This window comes from Porphyromonas pasteri (assembly GCF_014647755.1).
GTDB classification, from domain to species: domain Bacteria; phylum Bacteroidota; class Bacteroidia; order Bacteroidales; family Porphyromonadaceae; genus Porphyromonas; species Porphyromonas pasteri.
In genome coordinates, this window is the sequence record NZ_BMPU01000003.1 from 95504 (window position 1) to 114132 (window position 18629).

11 protein-coding genes are annotated in these 18629 nt (G+C 58.0%); all 11 read left to right on the forward strand.

Annotated features, from left to right (window positions below; all coding sequences use genetic code 11):
* Positions 1-22: 22 nt before the first annotated feature.
* The 11 genes from IEX77_RS05660 to IEX77_RS05710 all read left to right on the forward strand — a co-directional run bounded on the left by IEX77_RS05660 (position 23) and on the right by IEX77_RS05710 (position 18610).
* Positions 23-4816 (forward strand): translocation/assembly module TamB domain-containing protein, encoded by a 4794-nt coding sequence (locus tag IEX77_RS05660; RefSeq protein ID WP_188808082.1) that lies wholly within the window; start codon positions 23-25, stop codon positions 4814-4816.
* A 36-nt stretch (positions 4817-4852) separates the two neighbouring features.
* Positions 4853-7285 carry a translocation and assembly module lipoprotein TamL gene (tamL, locus tag IEX77_RS05665; protein WP_188808083.1) on the forward strand — a complete coding sequence of 811 codons (2433 nt, stop codon included), beginning with the start codon at positions 4853-4855 and terminating at the stop codon, positions 7283-7285.
* A 677-nt stretch (positions 7286-7962) separates the two neighbouring features.
* Entirely contained in the window at positions 7963-8532 is a 570-nt protein-coding gene (locus tag IEX77_RS05670) for an FKBP-type peptidyl-prolyl cis-trans isomerase (RefSeq protein ID WP_188808084.1), read from the forward strand.
* A 91-nt stretch (positions 8533-8623) separates the two neighbouring features.
* The gene (gene aroC / locus IEX77_RS05675; RefSeq protein ID WP_188808085.1) at positions 8624-9742 is read left to right on the forward strand and encodes a chorismate synthase; all 1119 of its coding nucleotides are present in this window, start codon (positions 8624-8626) and stop codon (positions 9740-9742) included.
* A gap of 10 nt (positions 9743-9752) precedes the next feature.
* Complete coding sequence (locus tag IEX77_RS05680) at positions 9753-11273, forward strand: lipopolysaccharide biosynthesis protein (protein WP_044115324.1); 1521 nt, start codon at positions 9753-9755, stop codon at positions 11271-11273.
* Between the two features lie 16 nt (positions 11274-11289).
* Positions 11290-12642, forward strand: a complete 1353-nt coding sequence (locus tag IEX77_RS05685; protein ID WP_229770809.1) for a glycosyltransferase — start codon at positions 11290-11292, stop codon at positions 12640-12642.
* A 25-nt stretch (positions 12643-12667) separates the two neighbouring features.
* Positions 12668-13396 (forward strand): glycosyltransferase family 2 protein, encoded by a 729-nt coding sequence (locus IEX77_RS05690; protein WP_188808087.1) that lies wholly within the window; start codon positions 12668-12670, stop codon positions 13394-13396.
* A 589-nt stretch (positions 13397-13985) separates the two neighbouring features.
* The gene (locus tag IEX77_RS05695; RefSeq protein ID WP_188808088.1) at positions 13986-14441 is read left to right on the forward strand and encodes a type III secretion system chaperone family protein; all 456 of its coding nucleotides are present in this window, start codon (positions 13986-13988) and stop codon (positions 14439-14441) included.
* A 485-nt stretch (positions 14442-14926) separates the two neighbouring features.
* Positions 14927-15451 carry a hypothetical protein gene (locus tag IEX77_RS05700; protein WP_188808089.1) on the forward strand — a complete coding sequence of 175 codons (525 nt, stop codon included), beginning with the start codon at positions 14927-14929 and terminating at the stop codon, positions 15449-15451.
* Positions 15452-15725: 274 nt separating this feature from the next.
* Positions 15726-16841, forward strand: a complete 1116-nt coding sequence (locus tag IEX77_RS05705; protein ID WP_188808090.1) for an OmpH/Skp family outer membrane protein — start codon at positions 15726-15728, stop codon at positions 16839-16841.
* Positions 16842-16894: 53 nt separating this feature from the next.
* Positions 16895-18610 carry an outer membrane protein transport protein gene (locus IEX77_RS05710; RefSeq protein ID WP_188808091.1) on the forward strand — a complete coding sequence of 572 codons (1716 nt, stop codon included), beginning with the start codon at positions 16895-16897 and terminating at the stop codon, positions 18608-18610.
* The last annotated feature ends 19 nt before the right edge of the window (positions 18611-18629 follow it).

Below are 18629 nucleotides of genomic sequence, written 5' to 3' on the forward strand. Positions count from 1 at the left end.
CCCCGAAGCGACCTCGTCTGAGATGTCCCGACGCTCCAAGTATATCAAGCGTATCTTGTGGGGAATCCTCCTCACGCCCTTCGTCCTAATTCTTCTTGTAGCAGTACTACTATACGTACCGCCCGTGCAGCGCTTTGTCGTACAGCGCACCGCTGCCTACCTATCGGAGAAGACTGGGATGCAGGTATCTGTCGGGAACATCCATCTCGCTTTCCCCCTTGACCTCTCGCTTCAGAAGCTACAGGTCCTCCGCAGTCCCGGCGACACACTCATCTCGGTCGGGTCACTCAGCCTCTCCCCTGCCCTACGTCCTCTCTTCGACAGCCAAGTCGAGGTTCCTCGTATTGCTCTCGACAGCCTGACCTACAATCAGCGCGATAGCCTCGGCTTGAGTCTCCTGCAAGTACACCTCCCAGCAGCCACTGCCGAGCAGCTCTTCGTTGATCTCAACAAGGAGCGCGTTGACCTCAACCGCCTCACGACCCAGGGGGGCTACATCCGCTACTACTCGACCGACACCACGAAGAAGCCTGAGGAAGAGAGTGAGCCGCTGAAGTGGCTCATCCGTGCTGGCGAGATCGACCTGCAGAAGACTCGCATTGAGGTCGCTATGCCGCTGGACTCACTCCTCATCGATGCGGATGTCGACCGCCTCAAGATCGACCGCGGAGAAGCTGACCTCAACAAGATGCGCTTCCAGGTCGCGCACACCAAGATCGATGCGAAAAGCCTGCGCTACTCCGTCGACCAGAACTTCTCCAAGCTACCCTTCTTCGATCCCCAGCACATCCAGCTCCATGACCTCCACCTCGAGGGTGAGGACATTGACTCTGAGGGTATGCGACTTAGCCTCCTTCTACGGCACGCACAGCTCCGTGAGCAATCGGGGCTGAAGCTCCTCCATCTCAGCGGACGCTATCAGATGGACAGCCTTGCTATGCGCCTTGATGGACTTGACCTCATCACCGACGCCTCCTCCATCAAGGGCTATCTCTCTATGCCCTGGAGCCTCCTACAGTCCGACCGCAAGGCACAGCTGGAGCTATCTACCAACACCTCTCTCGGCATCAAGGACATCCTTCTCTTCGCTGGTAAGACGCTCCAAGAGACCCCTGATGGACGCGAACTCTTCAACACCTTTGCCCGCCACCGCCTCCTCGCTCCACTCAAGATGCAGACCGAGCTGACGGGGACACTCACCGCGATACAGATTCGTCAGGCCGAGCTCAAGTGGCCCGACATCCTTGACCTCAACCTCTCGGGTACGCTCAGCGAAGTCCTTGAGATGCACCGCTCGGGCCGTCTCAAGCTCCGTGGCCGTGTAGGCCCCAAGGCCAATACTCTCCTCGGCCTCCTCGCACCCGAGCAAGCTAAGACCTATCGCATCCCCAGCCCCCTCACGATCTCTGGCGACGTCGACATCCGTCGAGGCCGTTATGAGGGAGATCTCACAGCAGAGGAGGGCACGGGTAAGCTTCAGCTGAAGGGCCACTTCACTGAGGCTACCAAGACCTATGACCTGGTACTGAAGGCACAGGATATTGATGGCCGTCACTTCATGCCTCAGGACTCCATCGGGCGGGTGAGCCTTGACGTAGCTCTTCAGGGGCGCGGCTTCGATCCACTCAGTCCCCATACGCAGCTCTCTATCCGAGGCCGACTGCATGAGGCAAATCGCGGTAGCCTGCATCTGCAAGACATCACCCTCGACGGCTCCCTCCAGTCGGGGAACCTCGGGCTCTCCCTCAACAGCATGAACCCCGGGGCAAACTTTACGCTCCAGCTTGACGGGATCTTCTCCCACCAAGGCATCAATACTGGCATCGGACTGGAGCTCGTTGACCTTGACCTCCAGCGCCTAGGCTTCTCCGAGACACCTCTTGCAGGGAAGCTCCGCCTCGAGGGAGAGCTCCGCTCCGACCTAAAGGACACGCATACCATACAGGCCGTACTCGACGGGATGAACTTCACCATGGGTAATGAGAAGGTCGCCCCACCTCGAGCCGAGCTTTACGTCTCCACCTCGCCGCAAGATATCCATGCGAGCCTCACCTCGGGCGATATGAAATCTTCGCTCTATGTCGAGGCCAGTCCTACTATGGCGCAGAAGGAAGTCACCACACTCCTCGACGAGACCCTCCGTCAGATCGACCTCATCACCTCGGGGAAGTCCGCGACGAAGTACCTTGAGGACCTTGCCGTCCACCTCCCGAAGGCGACCTTCAGCCTCTCTATGGGCAAAGACAATCCTCTCCGCTACTACCTCGCAGAGCAGCGTATCGCTGTAGGCTCTCTGACGGCTAACCTCGCGACCTCCCCCCAAGAGGGCATCAGCGGCTCCGTGGGCCTCTCCGATCTGCGTATTGACACCCTCCGCATCAATGCAGCTCAGCTCAACATCTCCACCGAGCGCACAGCCATCGCACGAGGCGACAGTATGTCCCTCGCACTCTTCGGTACAGTGATGAAATCCCACTTCCGCGAGCAGGAGGGCTTCACCATCAATACCGACCTGCGCGCGAGTCTGCAGGGCGGGCACCTCGATATCTCCTATCAGGATGAGCGGGGACAAACCGTGCATGCAACCGAGGCCTCGGGTAGCTGGTCGGGCGAAGCCTATCAGCTTCACTTCCTCGGTGACCGCCTACGCATCGCCTCCAACGACTACCTCATCAACTCCGACAACCAGCTTAGCCTGCGTAAGCGAGACAACTTCCTCCTCGGCTCACTCAAGCTCACAGGCGAGAAGCGAGGGGAGTTCTCTCTCCAAGCTACAGAGGAGACTCCTGGGGTGCAGGATATCCTACTCGGCATCCACAACCTCCATCTTGAGGACTACCGCAGTCTGGGACTCCCCGACGTCGGTGGGATTTTCTTCGGCGACGTCCACTACCAGCGTAAGGGCGACCTCAGCCAGCAGCCGACGATCTCGGGCGACCTCTCCATCAGCGACCTACGCTACGAGGACAAGAAGCTCGGCCACTTCACCTCCTCTCTCTTCTACGAGCCACGTAGCGGTGACTCGCACTATATCACTGGGGAAATCGGCTACAACGGTCAGCCAGCGATGAGCATCGATGGGATCTACTATCCCCGTGAGAAGGTCTCTCCGCTCAAGGGAACGCTCACACTTACCTCCTTCCCGCTGGAGCTTGCGAACCCCTTCCTCGCGGAGAATAGTACCACGCTTGCGGGGACTGCCGACGGGAGTATCAGACTCTCAGGGAAGCTCACCGAGCCACTTCTCTCGGGGCAGATGCACCTGAACAAGGGTATGCTGAACCTCAACGCCTACGGGACACACCTTGCTCTCGACTCTATCCCCGTACGCATGGAGGGCTCAGATATCTTCTTCGACCACTATGCGCTACGTCCCTCAGGAGATCCGAAGAAGGCAATCTATATCGATGGCTCGATACGTAAGAGTACCACACCACAGGCTACGGCTTCGCTACGCATCACCTCTGATGAGCTGACCCTCCTCGACGAGCCTCGCCCCACCCGCGACGACCAGCTCCTCTATGGTAGGATCATCGCCTCGACACGTATGGTGGCTACGGGTCCCCTCACCTCACTGCGCGTCCGCGGTAGCGTGAACGTACTCAGCGGTACGAACTGCACCTACGTTATGCGCGAAGACCCGCTGACAGCCAGCCAGCAGACAGACCAGCTCGTCCAATTCATCGACTTCTCCGACACCCTCTTCACCAAGAAGGTAGAGGTCGCCCCCACCTCTCTCGGCGGGCTTGATGTGAACCTAACGATCAACGTGGATCCCTCGGTACGTATCGGCGCTGACCTCACGGCTGGCGGCACTGACTATGTCCATGCTCAGGGGGGCGGCACGCTCCACTTCACCTATCCGCCCTACGGCGAGATGAGTATGACGGGACGCTACGAGATGAGTGGTGGTGGCGAGCTGAGCTACACCCTCCCCGTCGTAGGCAATAAGTGCTTCTCCATCGACCCCACCAGCACCCTCACGTGGACAGGACCGATATCCAACCCCTACCTCAACTTCTCCGCTGTCAATAAGGTCAAGGCCACCGTATCCAGCTCATCGGAGAACTCCCAGCGTGTGAACTTCAACGTCAGCATCCTCATCAAGGACTACGTCAGCAAGATGAACCTCAGCTTCGGCATCTCCGCTCCGGAGAACCTCTCCGTGCAGAATAGCATCTCGACGATGACCAAGGAAGAGCAGAGCAAGCAAGCCATCGCCCTTATGGCGACAGGTATGTATCTGGCAGGTGGCTCGGGGGCAGGCAATCTGGACCTCAACTCCGCACTGACCTCACTCCTGCAGTCACAGATCAACAAGACCGCAGGCAAGCTCCTCCAAGGCACCGACCTCAACCTCGGCGTCGACCACTACGATGGCTCTTCGGGTGAGGCTGCTCGCACGGACTTCACCTATAGCTTCAGCCGCCGCTTCTACAATGACCGCATACGTATCATCGTCGGGGGTAAGGTGCAGAGTGGCGCAGGCGTGACGAACCAGGGGCAGACCTTCCTCGACAACGTATCGCTGCAGTACCAGCTCGATAAGAGCGGTGAGCAGTACCTCAGTCTCTACCACAAGCTCGTCACCGACAACGTCCTCGAAGGGGAGTTCTCCGAGACGGGGGTGGGCTATGTCATACGCCGCAAGATGTCCAGCCTACTCGACCTCTTCCGCCGTAAGCGCAAGAAGACGACGACCGACACCACGACGACGCTCTTCCGCCAAGCATGGAAGCCCCGTCTCGATACGCTCTCGACTCAGCCGAGCCTCACGAGCGACTCGATGCCCACCCTCCGCTACCAAGCGAAGTAAGGCCTCCGCTCCTCCCTATCTACACCTATCCCACTTATGCATATCCGTCTCACTACCCGCCTCCTTACCGCCCTCACACTCCTCGCTCTCGGGGCGTGCTCGATAAGGAAGTATCAGGGTCCAGATGACCAGATTTATATAGGTATCCGGAAGATCGAGGTCTCCGATCGCCCCCAGCACTCCTACGCTGAGCAGGCGATAGCCGCTGCCGAGGAGCGCCTCAACTATGCGCCCAACGGGTCGGTCTTCGGTAGTAGCTCTATACGCTTCCCCTTTGCACTCCTGAGCCCTGCTATCTACATGCACTTCTCTGCGGACTCTACGCTTGCGGGGCGCGTGATGCGTCGCCTCACAGCCAAGCCCGTCTGGATGCGAGACGTCAGCCCCAGCCTGCGCGCCAAGGTCGCCCAGCAGACACTCCGCGAGCACGGCTACCTCCGCGCCACGACCAGCTCCGAGATCATCCCCGCCACCGCTGACTCCATGCAGGCTCGTGTGGACTACAAGATGCAGCTGGGCCCACTCTTCCTCTTGGACAGCGTGCAGTACTTCCCTCGTGTCTACATCCGCCCTGGGAGATACTTCTACCATCACCGCCTCAGTGCCCTGCAGAAGGGACGTCCCTTCTCCATCGCAGCGCTCGAGGATGACCGCACCGTCACCCGTGCCTTCCTCCGAGAGCACGGCTACTATTACCTCAAGTCCGAGCACATCGGCTACGAAGCTGATACCCTCATCACCCCGCAGCGCGTGAACCTACGCACAGTGCTCTCTGCGAGCACGCCTCCCGAAGCACTGCGCCAGTGGCGTGTGGGGAAGATCATGCTCCGCCAGCTCCCCGAAGATCCCGAAGCCCCCACGAACCTCACCACGACGGATAGCGTAGCCCTCACCGACAGCATCGCTCTGTACTACTCGGGCCGCCCCATCGTCCGCCCCGGTGCGCTGAAGACCCGTGTCCGCATCCGTCCAGGCAAGCTCTACAGCAGTCTCGAGGAGGAGCGTACACTATCGGCACTCACGGGGCTCAATGCCTTCTCCTCGGTAGAGTTCTACTTCACCCCTCGCGAGACCTTCACCAAGGACTCCACAGCGGTAGATAGTACAGCTATGAGTAGCACGAGCGACTCGACAGCCGTACAGCGCCCCACCTTCTCGAGCGTCGCAGACAGCATCGGCACGCTCGATCTGATGATCCTCCTCAGGAAGGACAAGCCCTGGAGCACCTACCTCGGGGCGGCCTTCATGCGTAAGTCGACGGGCTTCATCGGGCCAGGTATCTCAGCATCTATCGAGCGAAGCAACGTCTTCGGCGGTGGGGAGAAGCTCTCTGCCAGCGTCTCTGGCTCCTATGAGTGGCAGACGGGGCGTAGCCCTGCAGACTCCTACTCGGTGTCTATCAATAGCTATCAGCTCGGTGCTGACCTCTCTCTCACCTTCCCCTCGATCCTCTTCCCTCGCCTCATCGACGCGTACTACAAGTATCCGACGTCGACGAGCTTCAAGGTCGCTCTGCAGAGTGTCAATCACGCACGCTACTATACCCTGCGTTCCCTCTCCTTCACGATGGACTACAACTTCCAGCCATCGAGCAGATGGAGTCATCGTATCACGCCGCTCAGCCTGAACTTCACTCGGCTGACCCGCACGACGGAGCGCTTCGACCAGCTCATCCTCGCCAACCCCGCTCTTGGGCTTAGCTTAAGCAATCAGTTCATCCCCAAGATCGGCTACGGCTTCACCTATACCCACCGCGAGGACGACAGTCCACACTATATGCAGCTCTCGGGCGAAATCAGTGAGGCAGGGAATCTCGTCAATGCTACGATGAGGGCCTTTGGTCGTGAGTACAATGACACGAAGACGCTCTTCGGTGTGCCCTTCGCACAGTTCGTCAAGGCAGCCATTGACCTCCGCTACTCCTACCGTATCGACCGCAAGCAGACGCTGGCTACCCACTTCGCTACGGGAGCTATCTATCCCTATGGCAATGCCATTACGGCGCCTTATATCGAGCAGTTCTACGTCGGGGGAGCCAATAGTATCCGTGCCTTCACGGTACGAAGTCTGGGCCCAGGGAGCTACAATCCCACGACCGTCAATGCCTACTCCTTCATGGACCGCGTGGGCGAATTCAAGCTCGAGGCGAACGCGGAGTTCCGTCGTCACCTCTTCGGCAGCTGCTACGGAGCCGTCTTCCTCGATGCGGGGAACGTATGGCTCCTGCGCCCCGACACCTCTCGCCCTGGGGCTGCACTCAGCGAAGCAGGCTCGTTGGGTAAGTTCCTCGACCAAGTCGCCGTAGGTACGGGAGCAGGTCTGCGCTACGACCTCTCGTTCCTCGTCGTGCGCTTCGATGTCGGTGTGGGCCTTCACCTCCCCTACAAGACGACACGAAGTGGCTGGTACAATATCCCCAGCTTCCGCGATGCCTTAGGCTTCCATCTGGCTATCGGCTACCCCTTCTAAGTCGCTACAGCAAAGGCGCCTACCCCTCTTCCTTCCCTCATCTTCACGAAGGTGCTACCCCAGACCCATAGCGGTAAGGGGTACGAACCTATATTGAGACTGTTGCGGCAGAGTCCTACCCTCTATTTAGAGCGCTAAGGCATCGCACACCCAGCTCCCCGATATACCTCTCCGAAGTGATACGCTTTTCCCTCCGACTTATCGCGAGTATTCCTCTTATCCAGCGAAGGGAAAAGCATCGTTCGCGTGAAGAAAAAAGCACCTTCACGTAGTGGTATTCTTCTATCTATGTACGTAGATTTAAAGACCAGGCACGTAAATCCAAATATCCACGTACGTAGATATTAGAGCCACGTACGTAGTCCAAACTTATCTGCCACGCGTCCACAACTTTTGTCCCTACGCGGAGCAACAACCTGATATAGGTCACTTCACAAAGCTATATAGGAATCAGTGCAACGCTATATAGCTTTCTTAGCCATCCTATATAGGTTCACATCACCCTTCCCAGAAGAGTCGTAGCGAGGACGCAACGACGAAGCTCTATGCAGTGGCAACGCACACCTCAAGCTATTCGGTGAGAATTAGCTAACTTTGCGCCAGTTCGGCGATGCCTCCCGCCTTGTATGAGGTAGGAGCATCCCATTATTCACATCCTAAATATCATAGTGTAGATTATGACGATAGCACCTAATAAGTTCGTCGCACTCGACTACGAGCTGTACGTCGGTGATGAGAACGAGCGTATCCTGATGGAGCAGACCACCCCCGACCGTCCTCTGGAGTACATCCAGGGCATGGGTATGATGCTGCCCGCCTTCGAGAAGCAGCTCTTCGGCCTCAAGGCAGGGGACAAGTTCGACTTCGTCCTCAAGTGCGAAGATGCCTACGGCGAGCCTTCTGACGAAGCCGTCCAGGAGCTGCCCCGTGAGATCTTCGTAGACAGCGAAGGTAAGCTCGATGCTCTGGTCGTCGAAGGTGCTACGCTGCCCCTGCACACGCCCGATGGGCAGATCATCCGTGGTAGCGTCCTCGAGATCAAGGACGAAGTCGTCGTATTCGACTTCAACCACCCCCTGGCAGGCGAAGACCTCCACTTCATCGGCGCTATCAAGGAAGTCCACGATGCTACGCCCGAGGAGATCGAGCAGTTCTTCGGCGGACATGATGGCTGCGGCTGTGGCTGCGACCATGACCACGAAGGCCACGAAGAAGGTGGTGGCTGTGGTGGCTGTGGCTGCCACTAAGCACGCGTAATCATAGAGCACGGATACCCTGAGCCTTAGGCTCGTGGGCATCCGTGCTTTGCTATATCACCCCCTTCACCCGCCCATCACGATGAATACCTTCGGCAGACTCCTTCGCCTAACCTCCTTCGGTGAGTCCCACGGACCCGCCCTCGGTGGTGTGCTCGACGGCTTCCCTGCAGGCTTCGCCATCGACGAAGCCGCTATCGAGGGGGCTCTACGTCGTAGACAAGGCGGGCGAAGCAACCTCACCACCCCACGGCGCGAGAGCGACAAGGTACGCTTCCTCTCGGGTATCTATGAGGGGCGGACGCTGGGCACACCCATTGCCTTCGTCATCGACAACGCCGACACACGAAGCCAGGACTACTCACAGCTCTGTGACCTCTACCGCCCTGGGCATGCCGACTTCACCTATCAGGCGAAGTACGGACACCGCGACCCACGAGGTGGCGGGAGAGCCTCAGCACGCGAGACCGTCGTGCGTGTCGTCGCAGGTGCTCTCTGTGATCAGTGGTTACGAGCCGAAGGCGTCCACATCTCGGCCTACCTCAGTCAAGTCGGAGCTGTCCACTATGATGACAGCCACCTGTATGAGGCGATTCATCTCACTGAGGGCGATAAGGTGCTCCTCCAGAGACGCTATGAGCAGGTCGTCCCCTGCCCCGACAAGGCGACAGCAGAGCGCATGGCTGCAGCCGTAGCCGTGACACGCGATAGCCGTGACAGCATCGGCGGAGTCATCTCCTGCCGTGTCGATGGCCTGCCCGCAGGCTTAGGCGAGCCACTCTATGACAAGCTCTCCAGCCGCTTGGCCTCAGCGATGATGAGCATCAATGCCGCTCGAGGCTTCGAGATAGGCGATGGCCTTGCCCTCGCCTCTGAGTATGGGTCAGCGGCCAACGATCCCTTTGTCCCCACCGAAGCAGGGGCTATCGAGCAGCAGACCAACCACTGCGGAGGCCTCCTCGGTGGCATCAGCACGGGTGCACCACTCACCTTCCGCACGGCCTTCAAGCCCACCTCCTCCATCGGTCGCGAGCAGACGACCTGCCGCACTGATGGCACCCCCACCTCCCTCTCTATCACGGGGCGCCACGACCCATGTGTCGCCCTGCGTGCCGTACCCATCGTCGAGGCGATGACGGCCCTTACCCTTATGGACTTTTACCTCCTCCACCGCGCCTACTTGACTGCGGAGCGAGGATAGACAACTATACATGGCGAGCGTAGCAGCAAAGGAAAGTATCACTGGTACCATCGTGACCTACATAGGCGTCGGGATAGGCTTCCTGACGACCTTCTTTATCTTGGCCAAGTTCCTCACTCCCGAGGAGATCGGCTTGACGCGCCTTTTGCCCGAGCTGGCGACACAGCTCTCGGGGCTGGGCATGCTCGGGATGACCTATTCACTCAGTCGCTATTTCCCCTTCTTCCGCGACTCCGAGACCAACCCCTACCGCGCTGAGGACGGGCCGAACCACGGCTTCTTCTACTACGTCACGGTCGTCGGGGCGATCGGTGCCGTGCTGATGACGCTCCTCTACATCCTTGCCAAGGGGCCTCTGATGTCGCTCTACAGCGACAGAAGCCCACTACTCGCGGACTTCTACTATGCCGTGATACCGCTGACGCTCTTCACGATGGGCTGGACGATCTTCGAGCTCTACACCTACCAGCTGATGCGTGTAGCTGTGCCGAAGGGCATCAAGGAGGTACTCCTGCGTGTACTCCAGCTCGCTGCCTACCTGCTCTACGCCTTCGGCTACATCGACTTCACGACGATGGTGTGGGGCTTCATCGGGAGCTTCGGCGTCTGTATGCTTGCCAGCGGTGTCTACCTCGGGCAGATCACCTCGCTGAGCCTTCGCCACAACCCCAGCTACGTCTCACCCGAGATGCGCCGTGGCTTCTATCGCTATACGGCACTCTATACGCTGAGCTCGGTGGGCATCACGCTGGCGGGGCGTATGGACCTCTTTATGGTGGCCTTCATCGACCGCGGGGGACTCTCCTCCGCTGGGGTCTATACGATGGCCTTCTATATGGTCTCGATCATCGAGATCCCGATGCGCGCTATCCTCAATGTGGCAGCTCCGAAGATCGCCGAGGCAGCGAAGCACGGCGACACGAAGCGCGTCGAGGAGGTCTACCGCCTCGTAGCCTTCTATCAGCTCCTCTCAGGGCTCTTGATCTTCGCGATGATCTGGGTGAATATCGACAACATCTTCGGTATTATGCCCAATGGCGAGCAGTTCACCGGCGGTAAGTGGATCTTCTTCTACCTCGGGCTGGCGAAGCTCGTCGAGCTGACCTTGACCTGTAGCCATACGGTCGTCAGCACCTCACGCTACTACAAGTGGAATATCTACTACACGATCAGCGTACTCGTGATGTCGTTCGTCTCCACCGTCTTCCTCATCCCAGCCTACGGCACACTCGGCGCAGCGCTGGCGATGCTCCTCACAAATATCGTGAGCTATGGCCTGCAGCAGCTCCTGCTGAGTGTGAAGATGCACGTCAGTCCCTTCACCAGTCGTATGCTCCTTCTGATACCGATCGCAGCCGTGGCATGGGGCATTGATGCGCTCCTCCCGACCTTCAGCTCGGTATGGATCGACCTCTTCGTTCGCTCGGCTCTCGTGGGGCTGGGTCTACTCCTCGCGCTCCTGGCTCTGCGCATCACGCCTGAGCTGATGAGTATGCTCGAGGGCAAGCTCCCCAAGCGCCTACGCCGCTAATCCCCGCCGACACGTGATGAGCCTCCCGACAAGTCCCCAAGGCAAAGCGCCCCTTCGCGTGCTTCTGCTCTGCACCTCTGATGAGGGAGGCGGAGCAGCAGAGGCTTGTCGCCGTCTCCTCGATGCCCTCACGGCTGTCGGCATCGAGGTACGTATGCTCGTCGTGAAGAAGGGTACGGAGGATGAGCGTATCGCCTCCGTCGCTGATACCCCCCCACGACGCCTCTGGGCCAAGACAGCCTTCCTCCTCGAGCGACTGGAGATCTATCTGCGCAACGGCCGCTCACGTCAGCACCTCTTCCGTGTCTCGACGGCACGCTGGGGCTGTGATATCACTTCGCACCCGTGGGTAAGGGAGGCCGACATCCTTCACCTGCATTGGATCAACCAAGGCTTCCTCTCCCTCACCACCCTCAAGAAGCTCGCTGCCCTCGGTAAGCCCGTCTTCTCTACCCTGCACGACCTGTGGGCTGCCACGGGCATCTGTCACCTCCCTCTGGAGCTGGGGCGTGAGGGGGCTAAGGAGTGTCCACGCTACCAAGCGGGTTGCGGCTACTGCCCCCTGCTGGCGAGTAAGCGAGAGCACGACCTCTCACGGACGACACTTCGGAAGAAGGCTTTCCTCGCAGAGAAGCCCTTCAGCTATATCGCTGTCAGCAGTGCCGAAGCCAAGCTCTTCGAGCGAAGCCCACTGATGCAGCGCTATGGAGCGCCAGCTATCCTCGCCAATCCCATTGACCTCAGCCTCTTCTCTCCCGAGACAGCGGCTGCGACACCCCCACCCTTCACCCGCGAAGCTGGGCGCTACTACGTCACCATCGTCGCTGCCCGCCTCGATGATGAAGTCAAGGGGCCACACCTCCTGATGGAGATCGCTCAGCAGCTCCAGCTCTGCCATCCTGAGATCGCCGAGCACACAACACTCCTACTCGTAGGGGGCATCCGCCGTGCGGGCTACTTCGACAGCCTCGCTCTTCCCCACATCGCCCTCGGGAGCATCCGTGATCGCGCACAGCTCGCAAGCCTCTACGCCGCCTCGGACGTACTCATCTCCACGAGCGTCTATGAGACCTTCGGGCAGACGCTCGTCGAAGCCCTATCCGTGGGCACCCCCGCCTTGAGCTTCCGTTGCTCGGGGCCCGAAGATATCATCCTTGACGGGGTCAATGGCTACCTCGTTCCCGCCTATGACACGGCAGTCTATGCCGATCGCCTCGCTGCCCTCCTTGGGCGAGAGCGAGACGACGCAGGGGCTTTCTCCCCCCGCACCTGCCGCGAGAGCGCCCAGCGCTTCGGAGCACCTGCCGTAGCCTCCCGCCTTGTGGAACTCTACCGCACGGCACTTGACCGAGGTAGCTCCGCTGAATAATCACCTATACCCCCCGCCTGCTACGATGCAACCACGTATATCCATCATTACGATTTGCTACAACGCTGCCAGCACGATCACCCGCACGCTCCGCAGCGTCTCGGCACAGACCTACCCGAACATCCAGTACCTCATCATCGACGGAGCTTCTAAGGACAACACGCTGGAGCTCGTCCGCGAGCTTGCTCCCGAGGCCGAGATCTATAGCGAACGTGATAAGGGGATCTATGATGCGATGAATAAGGGGCTCGACCGAGCCACGGGCGACTACGTATGGTACGTCAATGCAGGCGATGCCCTGGCCAGCCCCACCACCGTCGAGGATCTCGTCCGAGCTACCTGCACGGGCGACAGCCTCCCCGACGTACTCTACGGTGACACGCGCCTCATCGATGCCGAAGACCACGACCTCGGCCTAAGACGCCTGCGCCCTCCTCACCAGCTCAACTGGCGTAGCTTCCGCGCAGGGATGCTCGTCTGTCATCAGGCCTTCGTCGCTAAGCGAAGCATCTCGCCCCACTACGACCTCAGCTACCGCTTCTCTGCCGACGTCGACTGGTGCATCCGTGTACTCAAGGAAGCCAAGACCACAGCCTTCTATCCCGAGCCCATAGCGCTCTACCTCAACGAAGGGACGACAACAGCCAACCATCGCGCCTCGCTCATCGAGCGCTTCCACGTCATGCGCCACCACTACGGACTCGTGACGACCGTCCTGCAGCATCTGCGCTTCCTCTTCGACCGCAAGCGCTAAGCCTGCTCCTCCCTACTTTATCCCGCCCTCTTACCGAGGTCTGCCCCGAGGCTACACAGCCCATCGGAGCAGACCTCTTCCTTATATAGAGAGTGTGCAGTACCGCTGATCCCAAAGGGCAAGTATAGGTATAGGTTGTTGCTCCGCGTAGGGATAAAAGTTGTGGACGAGTGGCAGATAAGTTTGGACTACGTACGTGGCTCTAATATCTACGTACGTGGATAATTGGATTTGCGTGCCTGGTCTTTAAGACTACGTACATAGACAGAGGAAAACCACTACGTGAAGGTGCTTTTTCCTTCACGAGAAGGACACTTTTCCCTCCGCTGGATAAGAGGAATACTCGCGATAAGGCGAAGGGCTTGCGTATCACTTCGGAGAGGTATATCGGGGTGCTGGGCGTGCGATGCCTTAGCAGAATAAATAGAGGGCAGGACTCTGCCGCAACAGTCTCAAGTAGTACTGGTTCGAATTCCTTCCACCGTAGCCAACGGCTTATCGCTACTCGCCCCTTAATGAGTACTTTTGCAAAAGACAGTTCGCTCCATGCTTCAAGAATGGATATACTCACTCAAAACAACTAAGCACTATGTCACTTTTCGGCAAGTTCACAAAGAAGGAGAACACGACTTCGCCCTCCTCCGTACTTCCTACGATCATCGAGACACTTACTAAAGCAGGGTACAAGTCACAGCGTCAGACCGAATCCTGTGTGGGCTATGACGACGACGGGCTCTACTGCAACTTCTGCTATCTCGAGAATGATCCCGAGTTCCTACTCGCACAAGCTACTTTCGAGCGCGGAGCCTTCTCTGCTGCCGACGAACTGCTACTTCATCAGATCTGTGCTAAGGTGAATGCAAGCCAAAAGGCGGGTAAGGTTTATATTGACGGAGAGGGAGAACTGACCTTCACCGTGGAGGCCTTCATCCCCTCGGGTACTCCCATTGATCTTCTCGCGCTACACATGGCTAAAGCTCTCGGCTCGACGATTGCGTTCTTCCACCGCACGTACTGGGATCTTACTGGGGATAAAGGGGAATAACGGCTCCTCCGAGGTGCTTACTCCCCCGCCTTAGACGACCGATGGAGGGGCGGACACAGAAGAAATAGTCGGTTACCCTCATACAAGTATTCGTCCCGCATACGAACGTGTAGTCGTTCGTATGCGGGACGAATAGTCGTTTGCCCCCGTACCAATAGTAGTCCGCATACACACCTGTAGTCGTCTACAAACCAACCTATAGAGCATCCCCCACGAACCACTGTAATTATGGGGTCGTGTAGCGCGAGAAGGGTGCCACAAGAGGAGCTACAAGGGACTGCTGATATAGGGCAAGTTTGCTAAAGAATCCGCTTCACGCTGGTAGCTACTTCCTCGATACAGCCCACCGATTTTGATGCGTAAGCCCTGCTTCCACACGGAGCCTAAAAGGCTATTAATCCCCAAAAGGTTATCTTTGTGTAGAAGCCCATATAGCGCAAGCTGCATGGGCCATTGTCGAATACAAACCAATTTTAGTTAGAGCAATGGCACTTTTTGATAAGTTTACTAAAAAGAATAGCGAGGCTGCGACTCTCGTCCCCTCATCTGTACTCCCTACGATCTTAGAAGCACTCTCCAAGGAAGGTTATCGCCCCGAGCGCGACAACGAGATCCGCATCGTCTATAAGAACGAAGGTATCTTCTGCTGCTTCTACTACCGTGAGGATGACCCTGAGTTCCTCCTCGTACGTGCCACTTTTGAGCGTGCTGCCTTCGATGACGTGCACGAAGCCTTCCTCTACAAGGCCTGCGCTAAGACGGACTTTGACCAGAAGGTCAGTAAGGCCTATGTCGATGAAGAGGGCGATATCGTCTTCTCGGTCGAAGCCTTCATCATGCCTGGCACACCCATTGACCGCCTCGCGCTCCGTATGAGCGACGCTCTGGCCTCTACGGTCGCCTTCTACCACCGCGCCCTCAAGCAGCTCGTCGAAGAGTACAACAAGGAGAATGGTGACGATAGCGAGACCAACAACCCTATCGCTCCGACGACCACTCTCCCCAACTAATCACCTCCTCTCATAGGGTCTCTCGGCAGACTACGAAGCACTTCTAAGAGCAGTACTCCGACCGTACATCACGTCATCTTGACATAGGATAGCGGACATTTCTGGACAAATAACCAGAAGTCGGGAGTACTGGCACGCGCTTTGCTATTCGTAAATAAATGCTAACTTTACCGCTGTAAACTCCCACTATGCGCCTCTCCACCCAGGAGAGTGAAAAGCCGCAGCGTGGGCCTAAGACAACGGATATATAGAATAATAAAGACGTACTGGACTTATGAAGACAATGAAGCTATTCCTCCTGATGGGAGTGGGGCTCCTGTCAGGTACGGCTGCCCTGGCGCAGACCGACAACAAGTACCTCGACGACGCCTACTATCGCCGCAGCGACCTCAAAAAGATCGATAAGGAAGAGCGCCGCAAGGCCGAGCTACGCCGCGCCGCCGAGAAGGCCGAGCGTGAAGCCTGGGAAAAGGAACAGGCTGCACTCATCGCCAACTACAAGAAGAAGCAGGCCGATCGTGAGATCGATGCATACAATGGGCACCTCTCCCTGCCCGAAGATACCATCACGCTGACCCGCAGCGAGCTGGGCCGTCTGCTCAAGGAGCAGCGCCAGAAGGATGGTGGTGCAGAGGTCTACGGCCCCTACTCCTCTCGTCTGAGCCGCTTCTACGGAGATGGCTCGATGACGATCCAGGGTGCTCGTCGCGTCTACATCGACGCAGACCCTTGGTACAGTGATATCGACTACCGCTATGCGGGACCCGATGTCTATGTACGCGTAGGGAGCAGCGACCCCTTCTGGGGAAGTCGCTTCGGCTGGGGTACCAGCTGGGGCTGGGGCTCATGGTATGATCCCTTCTACACCTCCTCTTACTACTACGGTTATCCCCGCTACTACGGTAGCTGGTATGGGGGCTACTACGATCCCTACTACTATGGCTACACCCGTGGCTACTATGGTGGGTATTACGGCTCTCGCTATGGAGGCTGGTATGACGGCTACTACGGTGGCTATTATCCTGGCTACTACTACGGCTATGCCGCAGGGGCTGCTACGCGTGCCTACAACGAGCACTACTACAACAATCCCTACTCGCACGGAGCTCGCTCGACGACTCGCCGCTCAAGTGGCTACTCAGCCTACTCCAGCGTACGCGATCAGGGCTACATCGGCCCACAGCGCTCCTACGATCAGGGTAGTATGTCACAGCAGGGTCGTACGATCTACAGCGACTATCCCCGCACGCAGCAGAGCCGTCCTGTACAGCAGCAGCGTAGCTACGACAGCTATCCTCAGCGCAGCTATGACCAGGGCTCCTCAAACTCGACGAATAACTCCAACTCTGGAGGTGGCGGTGGCTACACAGCTCCCCCACGCCGTCGCTAAGACTTGCCCTAAGGGTATATTGTTTACTCTCCCTTTATTAGACTGGATAACTCATGAACATCAAGCATAAGATCTTAGGCGTAGTGGCACTGAGCCTCCTACCCCTATCACTGAGTGCACAGAGTGAGATGGAGGCCTTCCGCCTTGGCTCTCCTCATGAGCCTGTAGGATCAGCACGCTACGCTGCCCTCTCGGGCGCTATGGGTGCCGTAGGCTCTGACGTCGCCTCTCTCGTACGCAACCCTGCGGGGATCTCCCTCTTCCGTGGGAACAACCGTCTCTCGCTGACCCTCGGTGGTGGCTTCGGTACCGACCGTGGTGTCTGGTACGGCACATCGACCTCGCAGGAGATGAAGGGGAAGTTCCTCTTTGAGGAGTTCTCCTATCAGGCTGGGACGAATAGAGCCTCACGTGGCCCCGTATCCTTCGCCTTCAGCATCCGCAATGCAGGGCGCTTCGACCGCGAGCTCCACGCTTCGGCAGTACTGCCTCAGAGCGCGAACTTCTCCTCGCTGGCAGACTTCTCTGCTGCGCGTACGAATAACGCTCGCTACGACAATCTGCGATCCCCTAACGTCGATAGATACTTCGAGAAGAGCTACATCACCACGACTGCAGCCTTTAAGAACGACTATATCCCCTGGATGTCTATCCTCGGTGCTGGCGCAGGATGGATCGATATCGACAATGGCAGCAGAAGCTATCGCTCGGCTTATATGTATAGTACCGCTCCCGATGGGACGCCCTATCCACAGCCCAGCATCGGTCTACCCGACAACGCAGACCTCGTACTACGCGAGAAGGGGAATATCACCGACTACGATATCGCCCTCGGCTTCGAGGCGAATGATGCCCTGCACTTCGGGGCAGCGCTCACGCTCTCCTCGCTGGACTATGAGATGGCATCGTACTACCACGAGGCTTTCCGTGGCAACAACTACCTGACACTGCAAAACACTAAGAGTGTATCAGGCTTCGGAGGTAGCCTCGGCCTCGGACTTCTCTACGAGCCTGTCGAAGGGCTTCGCCTCGGTGCTTCGCTCTACACACCCACCTTCTACTCTATGAAGATGGACTTCCAGGCGAGTAGCCTCGGCGGGTACAACAACAAGGCCAACGAAGTCGTCACGCCTAAGAGTGCAGCTAACTCCTACGCCCTGCGTGGCAACTGGCGCTTCGGGCTCAGTGGTGCTTACTTCATCGGTCGTCATGGCTTCATCAGCGCTGACTATGACTATACGAGTGGTTCTCTGCGCCTCAGCAACAGCACCTATGACGAATATGATGGCAGTGAGATTGGCTTTGAAGAAGACAACGCTCGCCTGAAGACGAACTTTGGTGGTATCCACACCGTCCGACTCGGTGCCGAAGCTATGCTTAGCGACCGTATCGCCCTGCGTGCCGGTTATCGCTACTCCTCTTCGCCCGTCAAGAACGCTCGTCTCAAGGGTGACATGGCGTCGACCGAAGTACTCGTATCTGGTCCTGCGGTACACTACACCCTCCCCGACAGCCAGAATAGCTACTCGCTCGGTGCAGGCTTCCGCATCACCCCCAGCCTCTCGCTGGATCTGGCGTACGTCTACTCCGACACCAAGGCTCGCACCTTCGCTTTCCCCTACGTCAACGACTACGGCTCCTACCTCAATGCTTCGGATGCTGACATCCGTGCAGGTAAGGTCCAGCCCGACGGACTCGTAGGTATGCAAGCTATCAAGGAGACGAACCAGCGTCACAAGGCTGTAGCTACCCTCTCTATCCGCTTCTAAGGAACCAACGTGGGGCAGG

Bases quoted from the DNA above. Each gene is read 5' to 3' on its own strand.
- IEX77_RS05660 (WP_188808082.1), top strand. From the start codon at position 23: ATGTCCCGACGCTCCAAGTATATCAAGCGTATCTTGTGGGGAATCCTC.
- tamL (WP_188808083.1), top strand. From the start codon at position 4,853: ATGCATATCCGTCTCACTACCCGCCTCCTTACCGCCCTCACACTCCTC.
- IEX77_RS05670 (WP_188808084.1), top strand. From the start codon at position 7,963: ATGACGATAGCACCTAATAAGTTCGTCGCACTCGACTACGAGCTGTAC.
- aroC (WP_188808085.1), top strand. From the start codon at position 8,624: ATGAATACCTTCGGCAGACTCCTTCGCCTAACCTCCTTCGGTGAGTCC.
- IEX77_RS05680 (WP_044115324.1), top strand. From the start codon at position 9,753: ATGGCGAGCGTAGCAGCAAAGGAAAGTATCACTGGTACCATCGTGACC.
- IEX77_RS05685 (WP_229770809.1), top strand. From the start codon at position 11,290: ATGAGCCTCCCGACAAGTCCCCAAGGCAAAGCGCCCCTTCGCGTGCTT.
- IEX77_RS05690 (WP_188808087.1), top strand. From the start codon at position 12,668: ATGCAACCACGTATATCCATCATTACGATTTGCTACAACGCTGCCAGC.
- IEX77_RS05695 (WP_188808088.1), top strand. From the start codon at position 13,986: ATGTCACTTTTCGGCAAGTTCACAAAGAAGGAGAACACGACTTCGCCC.
- IEX77_RS05700 (WP_188808089.1), top strand. From the start codon at position 14,927: ATGGCACTTTTTGATAAGTTTACTAAAAAGAATAGCGAGGCTGCGACT.
- IEX77_RS05705 (WP_188808090.1), top strand. From the start codon at position 15,726: ATGAAGACAATGAAGCTATTCCTCCTGATGGGAGTGGGGCTCCTGTCA.
- IEX77_RS05710 (WP_188808091.1), top strand. From the start codon at position 16,895: ATGAACATCAAGCATAAGATCTTAGGCGTAGTGGCACTGAGCCTCCTA.